14 protein-coding genes are annotated in these 20,007 nt (G+C 67.2%); 7 read left to right on the plus strand and 7 right to left on the minus strand.

Annotation, left to right across the window (positions count from 1 at the left end; translation table 11 throughout):
• The first annotated feature begins 74 nt into the window (after window positions 1–74).
• The 7 genes from VTA80_RS04300 to VTA80_RS04330 all read left to right on the plus strand — a co-directional run bounded on the left by VTA80_RS04300 (window position 75) and on the right by VTA80_RS04330 (window position 9,718).
• A complete protein-coding gene (locus tag VTA80_RS04300) occupies window positions 75–2,108 on the plus strand; it encodes an alpha-1,4-glucan--maltose-1-phosphate maltosyltransferase (RefSeq protein ID WP_407344174.1) in 2,034 nt (677 codons plus the stop codon).
• Window positions 2,109–2,200: 92 nt separating this feature from the next.
• Entirely contained in the window at window positions 2,201–3,865 is a 1,665-nt protein-coding gene (gene treS / locus VTA80_RS04305; protein WP_407345683.1) for a maltose alpha-D-glucosyltransferase, read from the plus strand.
• Window positions 3,866–4,022: 157 nt separating this feature from the next.
• Window positions 4,023–6,170 (plus strand): 1,4-alpha-glucan branching protein GlgB, encoded by a 2,148-nt coding sequence (glgB, locus tag VTA80_RS04310; RefSeq protein ID WP_407345684.1) that lies wholly within the window; start codon window positions 4,023–4,025, stop codon window positions 6,168–6,170.
• A gap of 222 nt (window positions 6,171–6,392) precedes the next feature.
• Window positions 6,393–7,169, plus strand: a complete 777-nt coding sequence (locus VTA80_RS04315) for an electron transfer flavoprotein subunit beta/FixA family protein (protein WP_407344175.1) — start codon at window positions 6,393–6,395, stop codon at window positions 7,167–7,169.
• A gap of 31 nt (window positions 7,170–7,200) precedes the next feature.
• A complete protein-coding gene (locus VTA80_RS04320; protein WP_407344176.1) occupies window positions 7,201–8,109 on the plus strand; it encodes an electron transfer flavoprotein subunit alpha/FixB family protein in 909 nt (302 codons plus the stop codon).
• A gap of 11 nt (window positions 8,110–8,120) precedes the next feature.
• Window positions 8,121–9,434 (plus strand): FAD-dependent oxidoreductase, encoded by a 1,314-nt coding sequence (locus VTA80_RS04325; RefSeq protein ID WP_407344177.1) that lies wholly within the window; start codon window positions 8,121–8,123, stop codon window positions 9,432–9,434.
• Entirely contained in the window at window positions 9,431–9,718 is a 288-nt protein-coding gene (locus tag VTA80_RS04330) for a ferredoxin family protein (RefSeq protein WP_407344178.1), read from the plus strand. The genes VTA80_RS04325 and VTA80_RS04330 overlap by 4 nt, the downstream gene beginning before the upstream one ends.
• A gap of 157 nt (window positions 9,719–9,875) precedes the next feature.
• On the opposite strand, the gene VTA80_RS04335 is transcribed toward VTA80_RS04330, so the two are convergent.
• The 7 genes from VTA80_RS04335 to VTA80_RS04365 form a co-directional block, all read right to left on the minus strand.
• Window positions 9,876–10,295, minus strand: coding sequence for a MaoC family dehydratase (locus VTA80_RS04335; protein ID WP_407344179.1), 420 nt, complete (start codon window positions 10,293–10,295; stop codon window positions 9,876–9,878).
• Window positions 10,296–10,413: 118 nt separating this feature from the next.
• The gene (locus VTA80_RS04340) at window positions 10,414–11,553 is read right to left on the minus strand and encodes an acyl-CoA dehydrogenase (RefSeq protein WP_407344180.1); all 1,140 of its coding nucleotides are present in this window, start codon (window positions 11,551–11,553) and stop codon (window positions 10,414–10,416) included.
• A 168-nt stretch (window positions 11,554–11,721) separates the two neighbouring features.
• Complete coding sequence (locus VTA80_RS04345) at window positions 11,722–13,350, minus strand: acyl CoA:acetate/3-ketoacid CoA transferase (protein ID WP_407344181.1); 1,629 nt, start codon at window positions 13,348–13,350, stop codon at window positions 11,722–11,724.
• A gap of 247 nt (window positions 13,351–13,597) precedes the next feature.
• The gene (locus tag VTA80_RS04350; protein ID WP_407344182.1) at window positions 13,598–14,992 is read right to left on the minus strand and encodes a GntP family permease; all 1,395 of its coding nucleotides are present in this window, start codon (window positions 14,990–14,992) and stop codon (window positions 13,598–13,600) included.
• 63 nt (window positions 14,993–15,055) lie between these two features.
• The gene (locus VTA80_RS04355) at window positions 15,056–16,234 is read right to left on the minus strand and encodes an acetyl-CoA C-acetyltransferase (protein ID WP_407344183.1); all 1,179 of its coding nucleotides are present in this window, start codon (window positions 16,232–16,234) and stop codon (window positions 15,056–15,058) included.
• Window positions 16,235–16,494: 260 nt separating this feature from the next.
• A complete protein-coding gene (locus VTA80_RS04360; RefSeq protein ID WP_407344184.1) occupies window positions 16,495–17,241 on the minus strand; it encodes an SDR family NAD(P)-dependent oxidoreductase in 747 nt (248 codons plus the stop codon).
• Window positions 17,241–18,818 carry an acyl CoA:acetate/3-ketoacid CoA transferase gene (locus VTA80_RS04365; RefSeq protein ID WP_407344185.1) on the minus strand — a complete coding sequence of 526 codons (1,578 nt, stop codon included), beginning with the start codon at window positions 18,816–18,818 and terminating at the stop codon, window positions 17,241–17,243. The genes VTA80_RS04360 and VTA80_RS04365 overlap by 1 nt, the downstream gene beginning before the upstream one ends.
• Between the last annotated feature and the right edge of the window lie 1,189 nt (window positions 18,819–20,007).

The raw sequence follows: 20,007 nt of genomic DNA on the forward strand, positions 1-20,007 counted from the left end.
CGCGTACCAGAGAAACGATCGTCCAACCGACGAGCGTGAACGCAGCACCCGCTAGGGATCGGTAAGTTCAGGGCGTGGACAGTCCCCTTCAGACCCTGGCGTTGCCCGGTGGCATCGGCCGAATCCCCGTTCTCGATGTCGGCCCCGCGGCCGCCGGAGGGCGGTGGCCCGCCAAGGCAGTGGTGGGCGAGGCAGTCCCGATCCGCGCGACCGTGTTCCGCGAGGGGCACGACGCCGTGGCCGCGACCGCCGTCCTGATCGGCCCGGACGGCGTCGACCACTCCACCGGCCTCATGGTGGACATCGCACCCGGCCTGGACCGGTTCGAAGCCCGACTGGTGCCCGACGCCCCCGGCGCGTGGAGCTTTCGGGTCGAAGGATGGTCCGACCCGTTCGCGACCTGGGCGCACGACGCCGCGATCAAGATCGCCGCTGACATCGACGTCGACCTCATGCTCGCGGAAGGCGTCCTCGTCCTGACCCGCGCGGCCGAACGCCCCGACCTGCCCCGGGCCGCCAAGCGCATCCTGACCGACGCGATCGCCGCGCTGCGCGACCCCGCCCGGCCCGCCGACGTCCGCCTCGGTGCAGCGCTCAGCAGCCAGGTCCGCACGACGCTCGCCGCCCACCCGTTGCGCGACCACGTCTCGCCGTCGGCCCCCCTCCCGCTCGTCGTCGACCGCCCGCTCGCCCTCGCCGGGTCCTGGTACGAGATGTTCCCCCGGTCGGAAGGCGCGATGTTCGACGCCGAGCTCAAGCGGTGGCGCTCGGGCACGTTCGCCACGGCCGCCCAGCGGTTGCCGGCGATCGCCGCCATGGGGTTCGACGTCGTCTACCTCACCCCGATCCACCCGATCGGCACCACGTTCCGCAAGGGCCGCAACAACTCGCTCACCCCTGCCCCGGGTGACCCCGGTTCGCCGTACGCGATCGGGTCCGCCGACGGCGGGCACGACGCGATCCACCCCGAGCTGGGGACGTTCGACGACTTCGACGTGTTCGTCGCGACGGCGCGGGCCAACGGCCTCGAGATCGCCATCGACCTCGCGCTGCAGTGCTCACCCGACCACCCCTGGGTCACCGCACACCCAGAGTGGTTCACGACCCGCGCCGACGGCACGATCGCCTACGCCGAGAACCCGCCGAAGAAGTACCAGGACATCTACCCGGTGAACTTCGACAACGACCCCGCCGGGATCTATGCCGAGGTGCGCCGCGTCGTCCAGGTGTGGATCGACCACGGCGTGACCGCGTTCCGGGTCGACAACCCGCACACCAAGCCGCTCGAGTTCTGGGAGTGGCTGCTCGCGGACGTCCGCGCCCAGCACCCCGACGTGATCTTCCTGGCCGAGGCGTTCACCCGCCCGGCGATGATGCAGACGCTCGCACGCATCGGGTTCCACCAGTCGTACACGTACTTCACCTGGCGCAACACGAAGAAGGAGCTCGAGGAGTACCTGAGCGAGGTCTCCGGTGAGGACGGCTCGTTCATGCGCCCGTCCTTCTGGCCCACCACGCACGACATCCTGCCGCCATACCTCTCCGGCGGCGGCCAGGCGGCGTTCGCCGTGCGCGCCGTGCTCGCCGCGACCGGCTCGCCGACCTGGGGCATCTACTCCGGGTACGAGCTCGTCGAGGACGTCCCGCGCCCCGGCGTCGAGGAGCAGATCGACAACGAGAAGTACGAGTACAAGCCCCGCGACTGGGCCCGCGCCGACACGCTCGGCATCAAGGCGCTCCTCACGCGGCTCAACGAGATCCGGCGCGCGCACCCCGCCCTGCAGCAGCTGCGCGACCTCCGCGTGCACCGCACGTCCGACGACGCGCTGCTGTGCTTCTCGCGTTACATCGCCGCCGAGCAGTCCCCCACCGGTCAGGCCGATACCGTCGTGATCGTGGTCAACCTCGATCCGCACGCGACCCACGAGGGAACGATCTCCCTCGACCTGGGGGCGCTCGGCGTGCCGGCGCACGAACCCGTGGCAGATGTCCTGTTCGCCGCGCACGACGAGCTGTCCGGCCTGACCTACGCGTGGGGCAGCGAGCCGTTCGTTTCCCTCGACCCGCAGGTCCAGTGCGCGCACGTCATCCACGTGAGGAACCCGTGAGCGCGCCCACACCCCCGTCGTCGGGACCTGGATCCGCCTCGGCAGCCGTCCAGCTCGCGTTCGGCGCCCTCCCGGCCCGGCGTCAGCCGCCCGTGCCGGCGCTCAGCGCCACCGGACTCTCGGACAACCCCGACTGGTACAAGACAGCGGTGTTCTACGAGGTCATGGTCCGGTCGTTCTCGGACTCCTCCGGCGCCGGCAACGGCGACTTCCGGGGCCTGATCAACCGCCTCGACTACCTGCAGTGGCTCGGTGTCGACTGCCTGTGGCTGCCGCCGTTCTACCCCTCACCGCTGCGCGACGGCGGCTACGACGTGTCCGACTACATGTCGATCGCGTCGCAGTACGGCTCGATCACCGACTTCACCGAGCTCATCGAGCAGGCCCACGCGCGCGGGATGCGCCTCGTGGTCGACCTCGTGATGAACCACACGAGCGAGATGCACCCGTGGTTCCAGGCCTCCCGCTCCGACCCCGAGGGGCCGTACGGGGACTTCTACGTCTGGAGCGACGACAACACGCGCTACGGGGATGCGCGCATCATCTTCGTGGACACCGAGACGTCCAACTGGACCTTCGACCCCGTGCGCCGCCAGTTCTTCTGGCACCGCTTCTTCAGCCACCAGCCGGACCTCAACTTCGAGAACCCGCAGGTCATCGAGGCGATGACCGACGTGGCGCGCTTCTGGCTGCGGCTCGGGGTGGACGGCTTCCGGCTCGACGCCGTGCCGTACCTCTTCGAGGCCGAGGGCACCAACTGCGAGAACCTGCCCGAGACGCACGCGTTCCTGCGCGACCTGCGCCGCGTGATCGACAAGGAGTTCCCCGGCCGGATCATCCTCGCCGAGGCGAACCAGTGGCCCGAGGACGTCGTCGAGTACTTCGGCACCGACGAGGAGCCGGAGTGCCACATGTGCTTCCACTTCCCCGTCATGCCGCGCATCTTCTACGCGCTCAAGGAGCAGCGGGCCACCCACATCGTCGACATCCTCGCTGACACCCCGAAGATCCCCCGGTCCGGGCAGTGGAGCACGTTCCTGCGCAACCACGACGAGCTGACGCTCGAGATGGTCTCGACCGAGGAGCGCGCGTCGATGTACGGGTGGTTCGCCCCCGATCCGCGCATGCGGGCGAACGTGGGGATCCGCCGTCGGCTCGCCCCGCTGCTGGACAACTCGCGCAACGAGACCGAGCTCGCCCACGCGCTCCTCTTCTCGCTGCCCGGCAGCCCGTGCCTGTACTACGGCGACGAGATCGGCATGGGGGACAACATCTGGCTGCACGACCGCGACGCGGTGCGCACGCCGATGCAGTGGACCCCGGACCGCAACGCGGGCTTCTCGACCGCCGACCCGGGCAAGCTGTACCTGCCCGTGGTCCAGTCGCTCGTGCACAACTACACGAACACCAACGTCGAGGTCCAGCTGGCCCAGCCGTCCTCGCTGCTGCACTGGGTGCACGGCATGCTGGCGGTCCGCCGCCTGCACCCGGCGCTCGGCGCGGGCGACTTCCAGCCGGTCACGAGCGACAACCAGTCGGTCCTCGCCTTCGTGCGCGGACTGCCCGAGGAGTCGCTGCTCTGCGTCGCCAACCTCGCCTCGACCGCGAGGGCGACGACCCTCACGCTGCCCGACTGGGCGGGCGCACGGCTGACGGACGTGTTCGGCGGTGCGGTGTTCCCCACCGTGGGTGAGGACGGAACGCTGTCGATCACGCTCGGGTCCCGCGAGTTCTTCTGGTTCACGATCGCTCTCTGAGTCCCAGTGAGCACCCCGAGCCCGCCCCGGCGCTGAGCCGGTCCGGGTCACCAACTGAGAATCGTGCTGCTGCGCGTCAGCGGCGTGGAAAGGTAGGGCCATGGAACGCACGCGGAAGACGCCCGCACGCAAGCCCCAGCCGTCCCCCGAGCTCGCGATGATCGCGGCCGGTCGGCACGGCGACCCGCACACAGTCCTCGGGCCCCACATCGAGGCCGGAAACGTGACGGTGCGCGCGCTGCGTCCGCTCGCGGATGCGGTCGTCGTGGTCACGCTCGAGGGCGAGTGGCCTGCCACGCACGTGCAGGACGGCGTCTGGGCCGCGACGCTCCCGACCGCGACCGTGCCCGACTACCGGCTGCGCGTGACCTACGGCGACGAGACCAACCTCGTGGACGACCCGTACCGGTTCATGCCGAGCGTCGGCGAGGTCGACCTGTACCTGATCGGCGAGGGGCGGCACGAGGAGCTCTGGACCGTCCTCGGGGCGAACCTCCACACCTATCCGAGCGTGCTCGGCGAGGTCCACGGCACGTCGTTCGCGGTCTGGGCGCCCAACGCCCGCGCCGTGCAGGTCGTCGGTGACTTCAACCACTGGCAGGGCGCCTCGCACGCCATGCGCTCGCTCGGCACGAGCGGCGTCTGGGAGCTGTTCGTGCCCGACGTCGGGGCCGGGGACCGGTACAAGTTCGCGATCCTCGCGGCCGACGGCGGCTGGCGCCAGAAGGCGGACCCGCTCGCCAAGGGCGCCGAGACCCCGCCGGCGACCGCGTCCGTGGTCGTCGAGTCGAACCACGCGTGGCACGACGCAGCCTGGCTGACCGACCGGTCGTCGCACGACCCGCACAGCGGCCCGATGAGCATCTACGAGGTCCACCTGGGCTCCTGGCGACCGGGGCTGTCCTACCGCGACCTCGCCGTCGAGCTGACCGAGTACGTCGTCGAGATGGGCTTCACCCACGTCGAGCTCATGCCCGTCGCCGAGCACCCGTTCGGTGGCTCGTGGGGCTATCAGGTGACCTCCTACTTCGCCCCGACGGCGCGGTACGGCCACCCCGACGACTTCCGGTTCCTGGTCGACGCCCTGCACCAGGCCGGCATCGGCGTGATCCTCGACTGGGTGCCCGCCCACTTCCCCAAGGACGAGTGGGCGCTCGGGCGCTTCGACGGCACCCCGTTGTACGAGCACCCGGACCCGCAGCGCGGGGAGCAGATGGACTGGGGCACCTACGTCTTCAACTTCGGCCGCCACGAGGTGCGCAACTTCCTCGTCGCCAACGCGACGTACTGGTTCGAGGACTTCCACATCGACGGGCTCCGGGTCGATGCCGTCGCCTCGATGCTGTACCTCGACTACTCGCGCGAGGCCGGCCAGTGGCAGCCGAACATGTACGGCGGGCGCGAGAACCTCGAGGCGATCTCGTTCCTCCAGGAGGCCAACGCGACCGCCTACCGCCGCACCCCCGGCGTCATGCTGATCGCCGAGGAATCGACGGCGTACCCGGGCGTCACGGCGCCGACGAGCGTCGGCGGGCTCGGGTTCGGCCTGAAGTGGAACATGGGCTGGATGAACGACACCCTCCGGTACCTGGCGGAGGAGCCCATCAACCGCCGCTACCACCACCACGAGGCGACCTTCTCGCTCGTGTACGCGTTCTCGGAGCACTTCGTGCTCCCGTTGAGCCACGACGAGGTCGTGCACGGCAAGGGCTCGCTGGTGTCGAAGATGCCCGGGGACCGGTGGCAGCAGTTCGCCGGCGTCCGCGCCCTCCTCGCCTATCAGTGGTCGCACCCGGGCAAGCAGCTCCTCTTCATGGGCTGCGAGTGGGCGCAGGGGCAGGAATGGGCGGAGGGTCACGGACTCGACTGGTACGAGCTCGACTACGCCGACCACGCCGGAGTGCAGCGCGCGCTGATCGATCTCAATGCCGCCTATCGCTCCCACCCGGCACTGTGGTCCCGAGACTTCGACCCGGCGGGCTTCGAGTGGATCGACTCCAACGACGCGAACCACAACGTGCTGGCCTACCTGCGCCGGGACAGCCACGGGGGCGTCGTCGCCGTGGTCGTCAACTTCGCGGGCACCCCGCACGAGGACTACCGGCTGGCGCTGCCGGAGGGCGGCCCCTGGCGGGAGATCCTCAACACGGACTCCGAGATCTACGGCGGTTCGGGAGTCGGCAACCTCGGCCTCGTGTACTCCGAGCCCGTCCCGTGGAACGGCCGGGCACACTCGGCCCGACTGAGGGTCCCGCCGCTCGGCGTGCTGTACCTGGTGCCCGACCGGACCCCGGTCACCAGCTGAATCGCAATGTCAGATTTGCCCGTTATGGGGCCGGCCATCATCTGGTGATACCGGCTGTTGACCGACAAACCCCGTTCGCCCTGGGCGAGCGGGGTTTGTCGCATCATGTCCCTGGTCCCACAAAAGTGCACCCCTCGGTGTCGTAGCATAGGAGCCCTCGCCGGCCATCAGATCGTCCTGACTAGAGCTGCGCTGCGAGGCGAGAGGAGAACGATCTCTGCCATGAAAATCGTCGTAGCCTACAAATGGGCATCGAACCCGCAGGATGCAACCGTTGGTGCCGAGGGCACCGTGGACTGGAGCCGGGCCAAGCCTGGCTTCAGCGAGTACGACCCGGTGGCCGCCGAACTGGCGCGCCGCCTCGCGGACGCCACCGGCGGCGAGGTCATCGGCCTCACGGTCGGCGGCAAGCGCGTCGATGCGACCCTGGCCCGCAAGGCCGCCCTGTCCCGTGGATTTGACCGTGCCGTGATCGTCGCAGACGACTCCCTCGAGTCGGCAGGCTCCACGCAGCTCGCCGCGGTGCTCGCCGCCGCCGTGCGCCACATCGGTGACGTCGACGTGGTCATCACCGGTGACTCGTCGGTGGACGTCGGCGCCAAGATGGTTCCGACGGTCCTCGCCGGCCAGCTCGGCTGGCCCGCGGTCGCCGAGGTCATCTCGATCACCGGCCAGGCCGGCGCGCTGCGCGTCGAGCGCGCGATCCCCACGGGCACCCAGGTGCTCGAGATCACGGGTCCCGTCGTGCTCGCCGCGTCGACCGACGCCGCGGTCGCCCGCGTCCCGGGCATGAAGGACATCCTCGCGGCGGGCAAGAAGCCGGTGGAGTCCCTCGACCTCGCCGCTCTCGACGTCCCCGCAGCTGCCGGGACCGTCACGGTCACCGGCACGGCACGCCCCGATCTGCTGGCCCGCAAGGGACAGATGATCGACGTGACCGACCCCGCGGCCGCTGCCGCCGAGCTCGTCGCCGCCCTGCGCGGCGCCGGCGCGCTCTGAAACCGTCGAGACGAGAGAGAAGACAACGCACATGAGCGTGAACACGTGGATCATCGTCGCCGGTGACCCGGCGATCGGGACCCTCATCGACACCGCACGGTCTCTCGGCGGGTCGGTCTCCGTCGCCGTCGTCGGCACCCGCGAGGTGGCCGACACGGTCGCCGGCGCCGGCGTGGACAAGGTCATCTGGTTCGACGCAGCCGGCTCCGCGCCGGCGGAGGCCTACGCCACCGCCGTCGCCGACGCCGTCCTTGCGGCGGCCCCGTCGCTGCTCCTGGCGGCCAACCGCGCGAGCGACCGGGTCCTGCTCGGTGCTGCTGCGGCTCGCCTGCAGGCTCCCGTCCTGACCGGCGCCAAGTCGGTCGTGGCCGAGGGCGACGCCGTCGTCGTGGCCTGCTCGATCTTCGGCGGCATCGCCGAGGAGACCGTCTCGGTCACCGGTCCGCTGGCGCTCCTGCTCGAGGGTGGCCCCGTGCCGGCCGCGAGCACCGCCGTCGAGGTCGAGGCCGTCACCGCCACGCCGCTGGGGATCACGGTCGTCGAGACCAAGCCGTCCTCGTTCGAGCAGGTCGACCTCGGTGCCGCCTCGCGCGTCGTCGGGATCGGCCGCGGCCTGAAGACCAAGGAAGACCTCGCACTGGTCAACGCCCTGGCCGCCGTCGTCAAGGCGGAGGTCGCGTGCTCGCGGCCCGTCGCCGAAGGCCTCGACTGGCTCGGCAAGGACCGGTACATCGGCGTCTCCGGCGCGCACATCTCCCCCGACGTGTACTTCGCGATCGGCATCTCCGGCCAGCTCCAGCACATGGTCGGCGTCCGCGGGGCCAAGACGATCGTGGCGATCAACACCGACGCGAACGCGCCGGTCTTCAAAGAGGCCGACTACTGCCTCGTCGGAGACCTGTACGCCCTCGTGCCCGCGATCACGGCCGCCCTCCAGTGACGACGTCGGACGTGACCGAGAGCCCGGAGCCCGACTTCGACGTGATCGTGATCGGGGCCGGCATCGCCGGTTCCATCGCGGCCTATCAGCTCGCGACGCAGGGCCACTCGGTCGTGCTGATCGAGCGTGGCGAGGCTCCAGGGGCGAAGAACCTCTCCGGCGGCGTGCTCTACTGCCGCGGGATGCAGGAGATCTTCCCCGACTTCCTCACCGAGGCACCTGTCGAGCGCAAGATCACGCGCAACTACATCAACTTCCTCAACGCTGACAGCTCGATCGGGATCGACTACAAGGACACGCGCCTTGCCGACCCGGTCAACGCCGTCACGGTGCTGCGCGCCAAGCTCGACCCGTGGCTCGCGGAGAAGTGCGAAGAGGCCGGCGTGTTCCTCATGCCCGGTGTCCGCGTGGACAAGGTCCTCACCGAGGACGGCCCCACGGGCAAGCGCGTCGTCGGTGTCAAGGCCGGCGACGACGAGCTGCGCGCCCACGTGGTCGTGGCTGCTGACGGCGTGAACTCGTTCATCTCCCAGGAGGTGGGGCTGCGCACCAAGGAGCCCCTGAACCACCTGGCGATCGGCGTGAAGTGCGTCGTCAACCTCCCTCGCGAGACCATCGAGTCCCGCTTCAGCGTGACGGGCGACGAAGGTGCGGCATTCGCCGTCGTCGGCGACTGCACGCTCGGGATCGGCGGCGGCGGCTTCATGTACACCAACACGGAGTCCATCTCCGTCGGTGTCGTGCTGCGCCTCGACGACCTCACCGCCAAGAAGAAGTCGACGACCGACGTCCTCGACCACTTCATGACGCACCCGTTCATCGCCCCGTACCTCGAGGGTGGCGAGGTCGTCGAGTACGGCTGCCACCTCGTGGCAGAGGGCGGCCTGGCCATGGTCGGCGAGATCTCGATGGACGGCCTCGTCGTCGTCGGAGATGCTGCCGGCCTCACCCTGAACACCGGTCTCACGGTGCGCGGGATGGACCTGGCCGTGGCCTCCGGCGTTGCCGCAGCCAAGGGCATCGGCGCGGCGCTGGACCACAAGGACACGTCCAAGGCTGGCCTGGCCGGGTACCGCGAGGCGCTGTTCGCCTCGTACGCCGGCAAGGACATGGAGACGTACGCCAAGGCACCGGCATTCCTCGAGACCGAGCGCATGTACAAGCAGTACGGCGAGCTCATCGGGAATGTCCTCTACGGCGTCTTCAATCTCGACAACACACCGCGCGAACACATGGTGAAGGTCGCGATGAAGGCTTTCAAGAAGTCTCCGGTCAAGTTCATGCACCTCATCAAAGACGGCCTTGCGGGGGTACGAGCACTGTGAAACCACTTTCTGTCCCGGACCGCCTCGCGCGGAACCGTTTCGAGCTCGACGAGGAAGAGAGCCACATCGAGGTCAACCAGGAGGTCGTCAAGGCCACCGGTTGTGGCCGCGCGATCGTGGACTGCTGCTCGGCCCACGTCTACACCGAGGAGGCCGACGGATCTCTCTCCGTCGAGTACGCCGCCTGCCTCGAGTGCGGCACGTGCCTGGCGGTAGCCGCTCCCGGCGCCCTGAAGTGGCACTACCCGCGCGGCGGGTTCGGCATCCAGTTCCGCGAGGGCTGAGCACCGAGCTCGAGCGCACGTACCACCACGAAGGCCCGGTCCCCTGCGGGGGGCCGGGCCTTCGTGCGTAGCTGCAGCTGGTACAAGGACGACGGGCACAAAGAAGCGGCGGCAGAACCGTCAGTGGTTCTACCGCCGCCCCGTAGTGCTGTCAGACCTACAGGCCAACCTTCTTGATGACGGCCGACCCGTCGATGACGACGTCGCCGTGCTGGTTCGTCACCGTCGTCTTCAGCTTGAGGATGCGCTTGTCGTCGCGCTTCTCCGTGACGGTCACGGTCGCCGTCGCCGTGTCACCGATCTTGACCGGAGCCTTGAACGACAGCTCCTGGCCGAGGTAGATGGCGTTCGGCCCAGGCAGCTGCGTGCCGAGCACCGCAGAGATGAGTCCCGACACGAGCATGCCGTGAGCGATGCGCTCCTTGAACATGGACTCGCGGGCGTACTCCGCGTTGATGTGCACCGGGTTGAAGTCGCCGGTCAGGCCGGCGTACGTCACGATGTCGCCTTCGGTGATCGTCTTCGCGAACGACGCCGTGTCGCCTACCTTGATGTCGGCAAAAGCCAGTTCTTCCATTGGAACGTGCACTCCCTCATCGGTCTCGACGTGCTTGTGAAACGTTGTCCGCCCACGAGCGCGGGCGGACGGCCTGGCCGGAGCCGCTCAGCGATGAGCGGCTCCAGCCAGAAACAGCTCAACGCAGGGCGCCACCGGCGATGACCATGCGCTGGACCTCGGACGTGCCCTCGTAGATCTCGCAGATCTTCGCGTCGCGGTAGGCGCGCTCGACCGGGTAGCTCTCCGTGTAGCCCACGCCACCGTGGATCTGGATGGCCTTGCCGGCAACGCGCGTGGCGACCTCAGAGGCGAAGAGCTTGCAGATCGCAGCCTCACGCGAGTAGGACAGGCCGGCATCCTTGCGCCAGGCCGCCTGGTAGACGAGCAGGCGAGCAGCTTCGACCTCGGTCACCATGTCGGCGATCATCCACTGGATGGCCTGGAGACGGGCGATCGGCTTGCCGAACTGCACGCGCTCCTTGGCGTACGCGATCGACGCGTCGATGGCACCCTGCGCGATACCGAGCGCCTGGGCGGCGATGCCGATGCGGCCACCGTCGAGCGTCATCATCGCGATCTTGAAGCCCTTGCCCTCGTCGCCGAGCAGGGCGTCCTTCGGGATGCGGCAGTTGGAGAAGTACAGCGGCGTCGTGCTGGACGCCCGGATCCCCATCTTGTGCTCGCGCTCGCCGACCGTGAAGCCCGGGAGGTCCTTGTCGACGATGAACGCGCTGATGCCCTTGGTGCCGGCGGACGGGTCCGTCATCGCCGTGACGATGTAGACGTCGGCGAAGCCACCGTTGGTGATGAAGGTCTTCGTCCCGTTGAGGACGTAGGAGTCTCCGTCGAGCACGGCCGTGGTCGTGCCTGCGGCGGCGTCGGTGCCCGCACCAGGCTCGGTCAGGGCGAACGCACCCAGGGTCACGCCGGCTGCGAGGTCGGTGACGTACTTCTTCTTCTGCAGGTCGGTGCCGAACTGGAAGATCGGCCACGTGCACAGCGAGCTGTGGGCGGAGACGATCACCGAGGTGCTCGCACAGGCGCGGGCAAGCTCCTCGAGCACGATGATGTAGCTGACGTTGTCGGCGCCGGCGCCGCCCAGCTCCTCCGGGTACGGAACGCCCAGAAGGTTGAGCTCGGCCAGCTTCGGGATCAGCTCAGCGGGGAAGCGGTGATTGCGGTCGATCTCCGCCGCGATCGGGGCGACCTCGGCCGCGACGAACTCCTTGACCATTCCCTGGATGAGGAGCTGCTCTTCACTGAGTTCAAAATTCATTCTTCAATCCTCCGAAAGCGTCGTATGTCCCGATATTGGGACGTACTCCATGGGTTCAACTGCAGCAGGGCAGCCGATCCGGGCGCAGCGGCCCGGACCGATCGGCTGTCCGTGAGATGGCGCTAGTTCCAGGTTACCCCTCGCTCATCGGGTGAACCTGGGACCCGATCACCGGGCAGCGACGAGCTCGAGCGGATCGTCGTCGTGGTCATCATTGTCCCTGGTCAATGCACTGACCCGGGTCAGTTCCGACAGGTACATGGGGCCGTCCGCGAAGATCCGGGAATCCATCGTCGTCAATTCCGGCGAGATAATCGGCGCGAAATCCATCTGGTCAAGGACGTCGCGCTGGAGGTCGATTCCCGGGGCGATCTCGATGAGCACCACGCCGGCCGCGGAGAGCTCGAAGACGGCGCGCTCCGTGATGTACAGCACGGGCTGGCTCACGCTCTGGGCATACTCGCCCGAGAAGGTGATCTGCTCGACCTGCTCCACGAACTTCTTGACCTTGCCCTCCTTGGCGATCGTGACCCGCCCGTCGGCGACCCCGATCGCGAGCCCGGCGGCGGTCATCGTGCCGCAGAAGATCACCTTCTTGGAGTTCTGGGTGATGTTGATGAACCCGCCGCAGCCCGCGATGCGCGGCCCGAACTTGCTCACGTTGATGTTGCCGGCACCGTCCATCTGGGCCAGCCCGAGGAACGCGGCGTCGACCCCGCCGCCGTCGTAGAAGTCGAACTGGTACGGCTGGTCCAGCAGGGCCTCGACGTTGGTCGATGCGCCGAAACTCATGCCACCGGCGGGGATCCCGCCGACGCCGCCGGCCTCGACGGTCAGCGTGATCTGGTCGGCGGTGCCCTCTTCGTTGGCCACCAGCGCGACACCTTCGGGCATGCCGATGCCGAGGTTGACGACGTCGCCCTCGGCGAGCTCGAACGACGCCCGTCGGGCAATGATCTTGCGGGCGTCCATCGGCATGGGCTCGAGACCGGCCAGGGGCACGCGGACCTCACCGGAGTAGGCCGGGTCGTAGAAGTCGACGAAGGTCTGCCACTGCTGCTCGGGCTTCACCAGCACGATGGCGTCGACGAGGATCCCGGGGACCTTGACGAGCTTGGGGTCGAGCGAGCCCGCGGAGACGATGCGCTCGACCTGGGCGATGACGATGCCGCCGGAGTTGCTCGCGGCCTGCGCCATCGAGAGGCTCTCGACCGAGACCGCCTCCTTCTCCATGCTGAGGTTGCCCTTCTCGTCGGCCGTGGTGGCCCGGATGATGGCGACGTCGATCGGGAAGCCCTTGTAGAACAGGCACTCCTGGCCACCGAGCTCGACCACCTCGACGAGGTCTTCCGTGGTCTTGGCGTTGAGCTTGCCGCCCTCGACCCGCGGGTCGACGAACGTCTTGAGCCCGACCTTCGACACGGTGCCGGGCTTGCCGGCGGCGATGTCGCGGACGAGCTGGGCCAACGTGCCCTGCGGGAGGTTGTACGCCTCGATCTTGTTGTCGACCGCCAGCTGGCCGAGCTTGGGGGCGAGGTTCCAGTGTCCGCCGACGACCCGGCGCACGAGGCCCTCGTGGCCGAAGTGGTTCGTGCCCTTCGTCTTGCCGTCGCCGATGCCGGCGCAGAAGAACAGGGAGAGGTTGCGGGGGTGGCCCTGAGCCAGGAAGTTCGCTTCGACCGCCTCGGTGATCACCTCGGCATGGGCAGCCCCGGCGAATCCGGTGACGCCGACGCAGGCGCCGTCCGGGATCATCTCGACGGCCTCGAGGGCGGAAATGACTCTGACCTTTTTCATGATTCCTTCGTTCAGTTGCCGCGATGCGCGATGGGGACCTTCTCGTCGGACCGGGGTTCGTCGACCGCGTCCTTGCGATCGACAGCCCCGCGGGACCGCCAGAGGCACTGCCCGCGCCGACGCCGTACTCGGGATACAGGGGTATCCCGAGTACGGCTTCGACGAACTGCTGCCGAGGGAGACGAGACCCCGCTGGTCGGGGTCCCGCACCCTCAGTCCGAGCTGGTGATGCGGGTCGTTCGCCGACTCAGACGAAGCCGATCAGGGCCTGCAGCGGGATGAGGAGGAGAACCGTCCCTGCCTTGAGGAGCGTGATGGCGAAGATGTCCTTGTAGGACTGCTTGTGCGTCAGGCCGGCGATACCCAGGAGGGTGATCACCGCACCGTTGTGGGGCAGCGTGTCCATACCGCCGGAGGCCATCGAGGCCACGCGGTGGAGCAGCTCGGGCGAGATGTTGGCCCGGTCGGCCCAGGACAGGTACTCCTTGCCGAAGGTGTCGAGCGCGATGCTCATACCACCCGAGGCGGAACCCGTGACGCCCGACAGGACGTTGACCGTGATCGCTTCGGAGTACAGCGGGCTACCACCGGAGTTGATGCCGGTCAGCGCCTGCGCGATCGACTGGAAGCCGGGGAGCGACTTGATGACGTTACCGAAACCGACCTCAGAGGCGGTGTTCAGCACGGCGAGGAGGGAGCCGATGGCGCCCATGTTGATCGCCTTGGCGACGTTCCCCTTGATGCGGCCCGGGTTGATGACGAACGCCAGGATGATCCCGACGACGAGCGCGATCATGAGCGCCCAGTTGTTCATCGTGCCGACGACGCCAGCCTCGAGCATGTTGTACGGCGCCGCGGTGACGGCAGCGGTGATGTCCCACTTCGGGAACACGAACTTCTGCAGCACCAGGGTGACGACCAGGACCGAGACCAACGGGATCACGGCAAGGGCGACGTTCGGCAGGTTGCGGTCCTCGACCATCTCCGGCTCGTTCTTGTGCCCGACGCCGTAGCCCTCGCCGGCGGCCTGCGCGCGCCGCTTGCGCCACTCGAGGTAGGACATCCCACCGATCATGATGATGATCGCGCCGAGGGTACCGAACACGGGTGCCGCGTAGAGGTCCGTGTTGAAGAACTTCATCGGGATGGAGTTCTGGATCTGGGGCGTGCCCGGCAGGGCGTCCATCGTGAAGGTGAAGGCACCGAGCGCGATCGTGGCCGGCACGAGGCGCTTCGGGATGTCCGCTTCCTTGAAGATCGAGGCAGCGAACGGGTACACGGCGAAGGCCACCACGAACAGGCTCACGCCGCCGTAGGTGAGGATCGCGGCCGAGAGCACCACGGAGAGCATGGCGTTCTTGGCGCCGAGCTTCGAGACGATGGCCCGAGCGATCGCCTTGGCTGCGCCGGACTCCTCCATGACCTTGCCGAACACGGCACCGAGCAGGAAGAAGGGGAAGTAGACCTTCACGTAGTTCGCCATGTTCGGCAGGAAGACCTCTGTGTACGTCGGCAGGATCATCATCCCGGAGAACGCAGCGGCCAGCAGCGCCAGGACCGGCGCGAAGAAGATGACCGAGAAACCACGGTAAGCCATGAACATCAAGAGCCCAAGGCTCAAGAGAATACCTAATACTCCCATAGCGGGAACGCCTCCGAATTATACGTAATTGCTAATGCTGCCCTGTGTCACGCTCGGAGTTTTCTATCGTTCGACCACCAAAGCCGTTCCTTGTCCGCCACCGATGCACAACGTGGCGAGCCCCCGTCGGACGTCTCTTCGCTCCATTTCGTGCAGCAAAGTGACAAGAATTCGCGCGCCGCTGGCGCCCACCGGATGACCGAGCGCGATCGCGCCGCCGTTGACGTTCGTCTTGGCCAGGTCGAGGTGGAGCTCGCGGGCGACCGCGATGGTCTGGGATGCGAAGGCCTCGTTGGCCTCCACGAGGTCGATGTCCTCGATCGTCAGGCCGCCGTCGGACAGCGCCCGCCGGCTCGCCGGGATCGGGCCGGTCCCCATGATCCGGGGATCGACGCCGGCCGAGGCCCAGGACACGATCCCCGCAAGCGGGACGAGGCCCAGCTCGAGGGCCTTCTCCCTGGACATCACCACGAAGGCCGCCGCCCCGTCGTTGATCCCGGACGAGTTCCCCGCGGTCACGGTGCCGTCCGGCGCGAAAGCCGGACGCAGCCGGGCGAGCGAGGCGAGCGTCGTCCCGCTCCGGGGGAACTCGTCGGTCGCGAACTCGATCGGCGCCCCTCTGCGCTGGGGAACGAGCACGGGAACGATCTCGTCGTCGAACACGCCGGCGGCGATCGCTGCCTGCGCGCGCTGCTGGCTCAGGACGGAGTACTCGTCCTGGTCGGCGCGCGAGATGCCGAACTGCTCGGCGATGTTCTCCGCCGTGACTCCCATGTGCACGTCGTAGAACGCATCCCACAGGCCGTCCTGAATCAGGGTGTCGACGACGACGCCGTTGCCCATGCGATAGCCGGTGCGCGCCTGGTCCAGCACGTACGGGGCGAGCGACATCGTCTCCATGCCACCCGCGACGACGATCTCGGCGTTTCCGGCAAGGATCGCCTGGGCCGCGCTCTGCACTGACTTGAGCCCGGACCCGCACACCATGTTCAAGGTCCACGCGGGAACCTCCGCCGGGATCCCCGCCTTGATCGCAGCCTGCCGAGCGGGGTTCTGACCGAGCCCCGCCTGCAGGACGTTCCCCATGATCACCTCGTCGACCTGATCGGCCGTGATGTCGGCCCGCTCGAGCGCGGCCTGGATGACCAGCGCGCCGAGATCCACGGCCGGAATCGTCGACAGCGCCCCGCCGAAAGCACCGATCGCCGTGCGCACGGCGCTGATGATCACAACTTCCTGCATGAGCGTCTCTCCTGGATCGACATCGGGATGGTGATACCTGCGTTTCATGCGCGACGAGATGGCCGCTCGAACTGCAGGGAGGAATCGAGGACTGCCTATGTTGGTGCGGCGTCAGTGCCGGCCCGGCTGCCACTGTCGATGCGAGATGGTCTGCGTGCGACCAGATCTGGAACTACACCCCGAGCCCGTAGCCCGAGGAAAGTCGATGTCCCGGCTGGGGTCGTGTCGTGCGAGGCGACCCCAGCCGGATCATCCGTGCCTTAGATGAAGCTGCCACCGTTGATGTCGAGCACAGCACCCGTGATGTACGCCGAGGAGTCAGAGGCGAGGAACAGGGCCGCGTCGGCCAGCTCCTTGGGCTCCGCGAAGCGCTTCATCGGGATCGTGGCGATCAGTGCCGCGGTCTGCTCGGCCGGGTACTTGTTCATCATGTCGGTGTTGACGTAGCCGGGGGCCAGCGCGTTGCAGGTGATCCCCTTGCTGACGTTCTCGACCGCGGTGACCTTGGTCAGGCCGATCAGCCCGGCCTTGGTGGTCGCGTAGTAGCCGGTACCGAAGATGCCGATACGAGCGGTGAGCGAGGACATGTTGATGATTCGCCCGTAACCCTGTGCTCGCATGCCGGGGAGAACAGCCTTCGTGCAGTTGAACGGGCCCGTCAGGTTGACCGCGATCACGGCGTCCCAGTTGGTGAGATTTCCCTTGTGCACCAGACCGTCGCGGTTGATGCCCGCGTTGTTGACGAGGATGTCGAGGCGGCCGAACCGCGCCAGGATGTCCGCGACCATCTTGTTGACTTCGTCTTCCTTGGTCACATCCGCGAGGAAGAGCTCGGCGTCGACGCCAAGCGCGCGAAGCTCCGCAAGGGTCTCCTTCGCCTTGGTCTCGTTGAAAGGCACATCGTTGATCGCGATCTTCGCGCCTTCACCCGCAAACGTGAGGGCCATGGCCTTGCCAATTCCCTGGCCACTTCCGGTGATGAGGGCGACCCTGTTCTCGATCTTCATTATGCTGCACTTCCTTCATTGAAGCTCGCACCACTGCTCATTGTTCCTTGCCGGAACAACGAGGAATCCATCTGCTTGAGGTTGCTCGAGATGGTCGGCCGGAAATCCATCAGGCTGAGGATGTCTTTTTCCAGGTCGATGCCGGGGGCAATCTCCTCAAGTACGAGCCCATCCTCTCCGAGGGAGAAAACGGCCCGCTCTGTAACATACAGCACGCGCTGGCCCTTCCCGCGTGCGTAGCGCCCGCTGAAGGTCACATGTTCGACATCTTGGATGAACTTGGAAATCTTGCCCTCGCGCAAGATCACCAGAGCCTCGTCCTCGACAGATACCTTGAGCCCACCGGCGGTAAAGGTACCCGAGAAGACCAGGGTCTTTGCCGTCTGCGAAATATTGATAAATCCACCGGCGCCAGCAATTCTCGTGCCGAACTTGCTGACGTTCACATTCCCGTTCCGGTCGAGCTGCGCCATCCCAAGAATGGCGATGTCAAGACCGCCGCCATCGTAGAAGTCGAACTGGTAGGGCGCATCGAGAATGCAGTCAGGGTTGAAGGCCGCGCCGAAGCTGAGTCCGCCGGCGGGAACCCCGCCGATCGGACCGGACTCCACCGTCAGGACGAACTGATCAAGAACGCCTTCCTCTGCCGCCACCGCGGCGACCCCCTCGGGCACCCCGATGCCGAGGTTGACGACCGCGTCCTTCGCCACCTCCATGAACGCCCGACGGGCGATGATCTTGCGCTCGTCGAGCGGGATGCGCGCCACGTCGTCGAGCGGGTACCGGATCTCGCCGCTGTAGGAGGCGTTGTACTGCTCCCCGAAGCTCTGCATGTGGTACTCGGCCCGGGTCGCCACGACGATCGCGTCGACGAGGATCCCCGGAATCGTCACGTCGCGGGCGTTGATGTTCCCCACCTGGACGATCCGCTCGACCTGCACGATCACGATGCCGCCGCTGTTCCGGGTGGCCTGGGCGACCGACAACCCCTCCAGCGTGCTCGCCTCGCGTTCGAACGAGATGTTCCCCGCCTCGTCCGCGGAGGTCCCGCGAATGAAGGCAACATCGATCGGGAACGCGTGATACAGCAGGTAGTCCTTCCCGCGGACGTTCATCACCTCGACGAGGTCCTCGGTGGTGACCTCATTCAGCTTGCCGCCCCCGTTGCGCGGGTCGACGAACGTCTCGAGACCGATGTGCGTGAGCGAGCCAGGACGACCTGCGGCGATGTCGCGGAAGAGGTGGCTGATGACGCCCTGCGGGAGGTTGTACGCCTCGATCTTGTTGCCGACCGCCATGGCCCCGAGCTTCGGCGCCAGGTTCCAGTGCCCGCCGACGACGCGCTTGAGGAGCCCCTCGTGTGCGAGGTGGTTCAAGCCGCGATCGTTCGAGTCGCCCTGACCCGCCGCGTAGACGAGCGACAGGTTCGCGGGAGTGCCCGTCTCCAGGAAACGAGCCTCGAGCGCCGCCGTCAGCTCTTCGGGATGCCCGATGCCGACAAAACCGTCGATCGCGACCATGTCGCCGTCCCTGATGAGTGCGACCGCCTCGCTGGCCGTCAGGACTGCCTTCTTCATCGAATTTCCTCTGGTGTGTTTCGAGATGCCGGCAAACGCGCCCGTCGATCTCTCAGAACTGGGCAGCCAGTTCTGTTCGGCAAAAGGTCAGGTTCTTGTGGGGCGACGTCGCCGTGCCCGCGCGTACAGCGCGGGTCGTTGTCATAGCTCGTCGCTCGTGCCGAACATTTGCTTGGCCGGTATTGCTTCGGGGCCAATATCCCGCTACCACTCCTGAGTGCGATCGCCGCCTGGGCGACCTTCGCGTCCTGCTCCCTATCGCGGGAACAACACTCCGGCAATCTAAGGACGAATTGTCCTCGCCCTTCTGTTCATTCAGAAGATCTCGCACACCACGTCATCCAGGAGTCCCGGTGCGGCCGATGATCGACCGCCTCGCACCCCGCACTTCTTGAGCATTCGTGATGCCCGACACGACCACTTTCTCGGAGTCAGGACGACATGTACCCGCAGGCGCGTCCAGCACCGTTGCACGATCGAACATCGTTGTCCGTCCGCCCACCAATTGTCATCCGGCTCGGCACACCAATTTTGGGACGTTCGTCCCGGGTGAAGCCTTCCCAAATGCACTTCTTGCTCAAAAATACGCCCTGGAAATAGGACCAGAACAGTCGCCGAATCGAATGCTGCACCCGACCTCGTCGACAGGAGTCATCCGTAATCAACGCGAACCAGACCACACCCGGCCTCACCATGAGAACCCGGGCGTTGCAGACAACTCCGGCGAACTATTCCGTTAAAGAGACTACCACTGCCCGGTATCGCCCAAGTCACACCGTCGCCACACCCGCGCCACGGCCGGAACCTGGCTCACCCAGGCCCCCAGGACGCTGCGCTGCGCCACCGATCCGTCTGGGTCACAGGTCCCGGACCTGCAGCTCGAGCCTCCACACGCTCCGCCAGGCCCATTCGGTGCCGACCCGGGACCGCTCTTGCAAGCCCGCTGTGCGGACGTCAAGCCCGTCCAGGACCATTCCGCCACGCGGCGTCGATCTCCGGTCTGTACCACTCCCCTGTTCCGCGAGCTGACGCGTCCGAGCAAGCTGACGCGTCCGAGCAAGCTGACGCGACTATCCGAGCGGGCCGGCGCCACCTGTTGCAACCGCAGTGACGAGGTCAGTTCGCTGGTTCTGTGCGAGTTCGCTGGTCTGGACCGGCGAACTCGAGCCGATTCAGCGAACTCGGCGGT

It is taken from the genome of Pengzhenrongella phosphoraccumulans (genome assembly GCF_045689905.1).
Classification (GTDB): domain Bacteria; phylum Actinomycetota; class Actinomycetes; order Actinomycetales; family Cellulomonadaceae; genus Pengzhenrongella; species Pengzhenrongella phosphoraccumulans.

Bases quoted from the DNA above. Each gene is read 5' to 3' on its own strand.
- VTA80_RS04350 (WP_407344182.1), bottom strand. From the start codon at position 14,992: ATGGGAGTATTAGGTATTCTCTTGAGCCTTGGGCTCTTGATGTTCATG.
- VTA80_RS04340 (WP_407344180.1), bottom strand. From the start codon at position 11,553: ATGAATTTTGAACTCAGTGAAGAGCAGCTCCTCATCCAGGGAATGGTC.
- VTA80_RS04345 (WP_407344181.1), bottom strand. From the start codon at position 13,350: ATGAAAAAGGTCAGAGTCATTTCCGCCCTCGAGGCCGTCGAGATGATC.
- VTA80_RS04355 (WP_407344183.1), bottom strand. From the start codon at position 16,234: ATGCAGGAAGTTGTGATCATCAGCGCCGTGCGCACGGCGATCGGTGCT.
- VTA80_RS04320 (WP_407344176.1), top strand. From the start codon at position 7,201: ATGAGCGTGAACACGTGGATCATCGTCGCCGGTGACCCGGCGATCGGG.
- VTA80_RS04315 (WP_407344175.1), top strand. From the start codon at position 6,393: ATGAAAATCGTCGTAGCCTACAAATGGGCATCGAACCCGCAGGATGCA.
- glgB (WP_407345684.1), top strand. From the start codon at position 4,023: ATGATCGCGGCCGGTCGGCACGGCGACCCGCACACAGTCCTCGGGCCC.
- VTA80_RS04360 (WP_407344184.1), bottom strand. From the start codon at position 17,241: ATGAAGATCGAGAACAGGGTCGCCCTCATCACCGGAAGTGGCCAGGGA.
- VTA80_RS04335 (WP_407344179.1), bottom strand. From the start codon at position 10,295: ATGGAAGAACTGGCTTTTGCCGACATCAAGGTAGGCGACACGGCGTCG.
- VTA80_RS04365 (WP_407344185.1), bottom strand. From the start codon at position 18,818: ATGAAGAAGGCAGTCCTGACGGCCAGCGAGGCGGTCGCACTCATCAGG.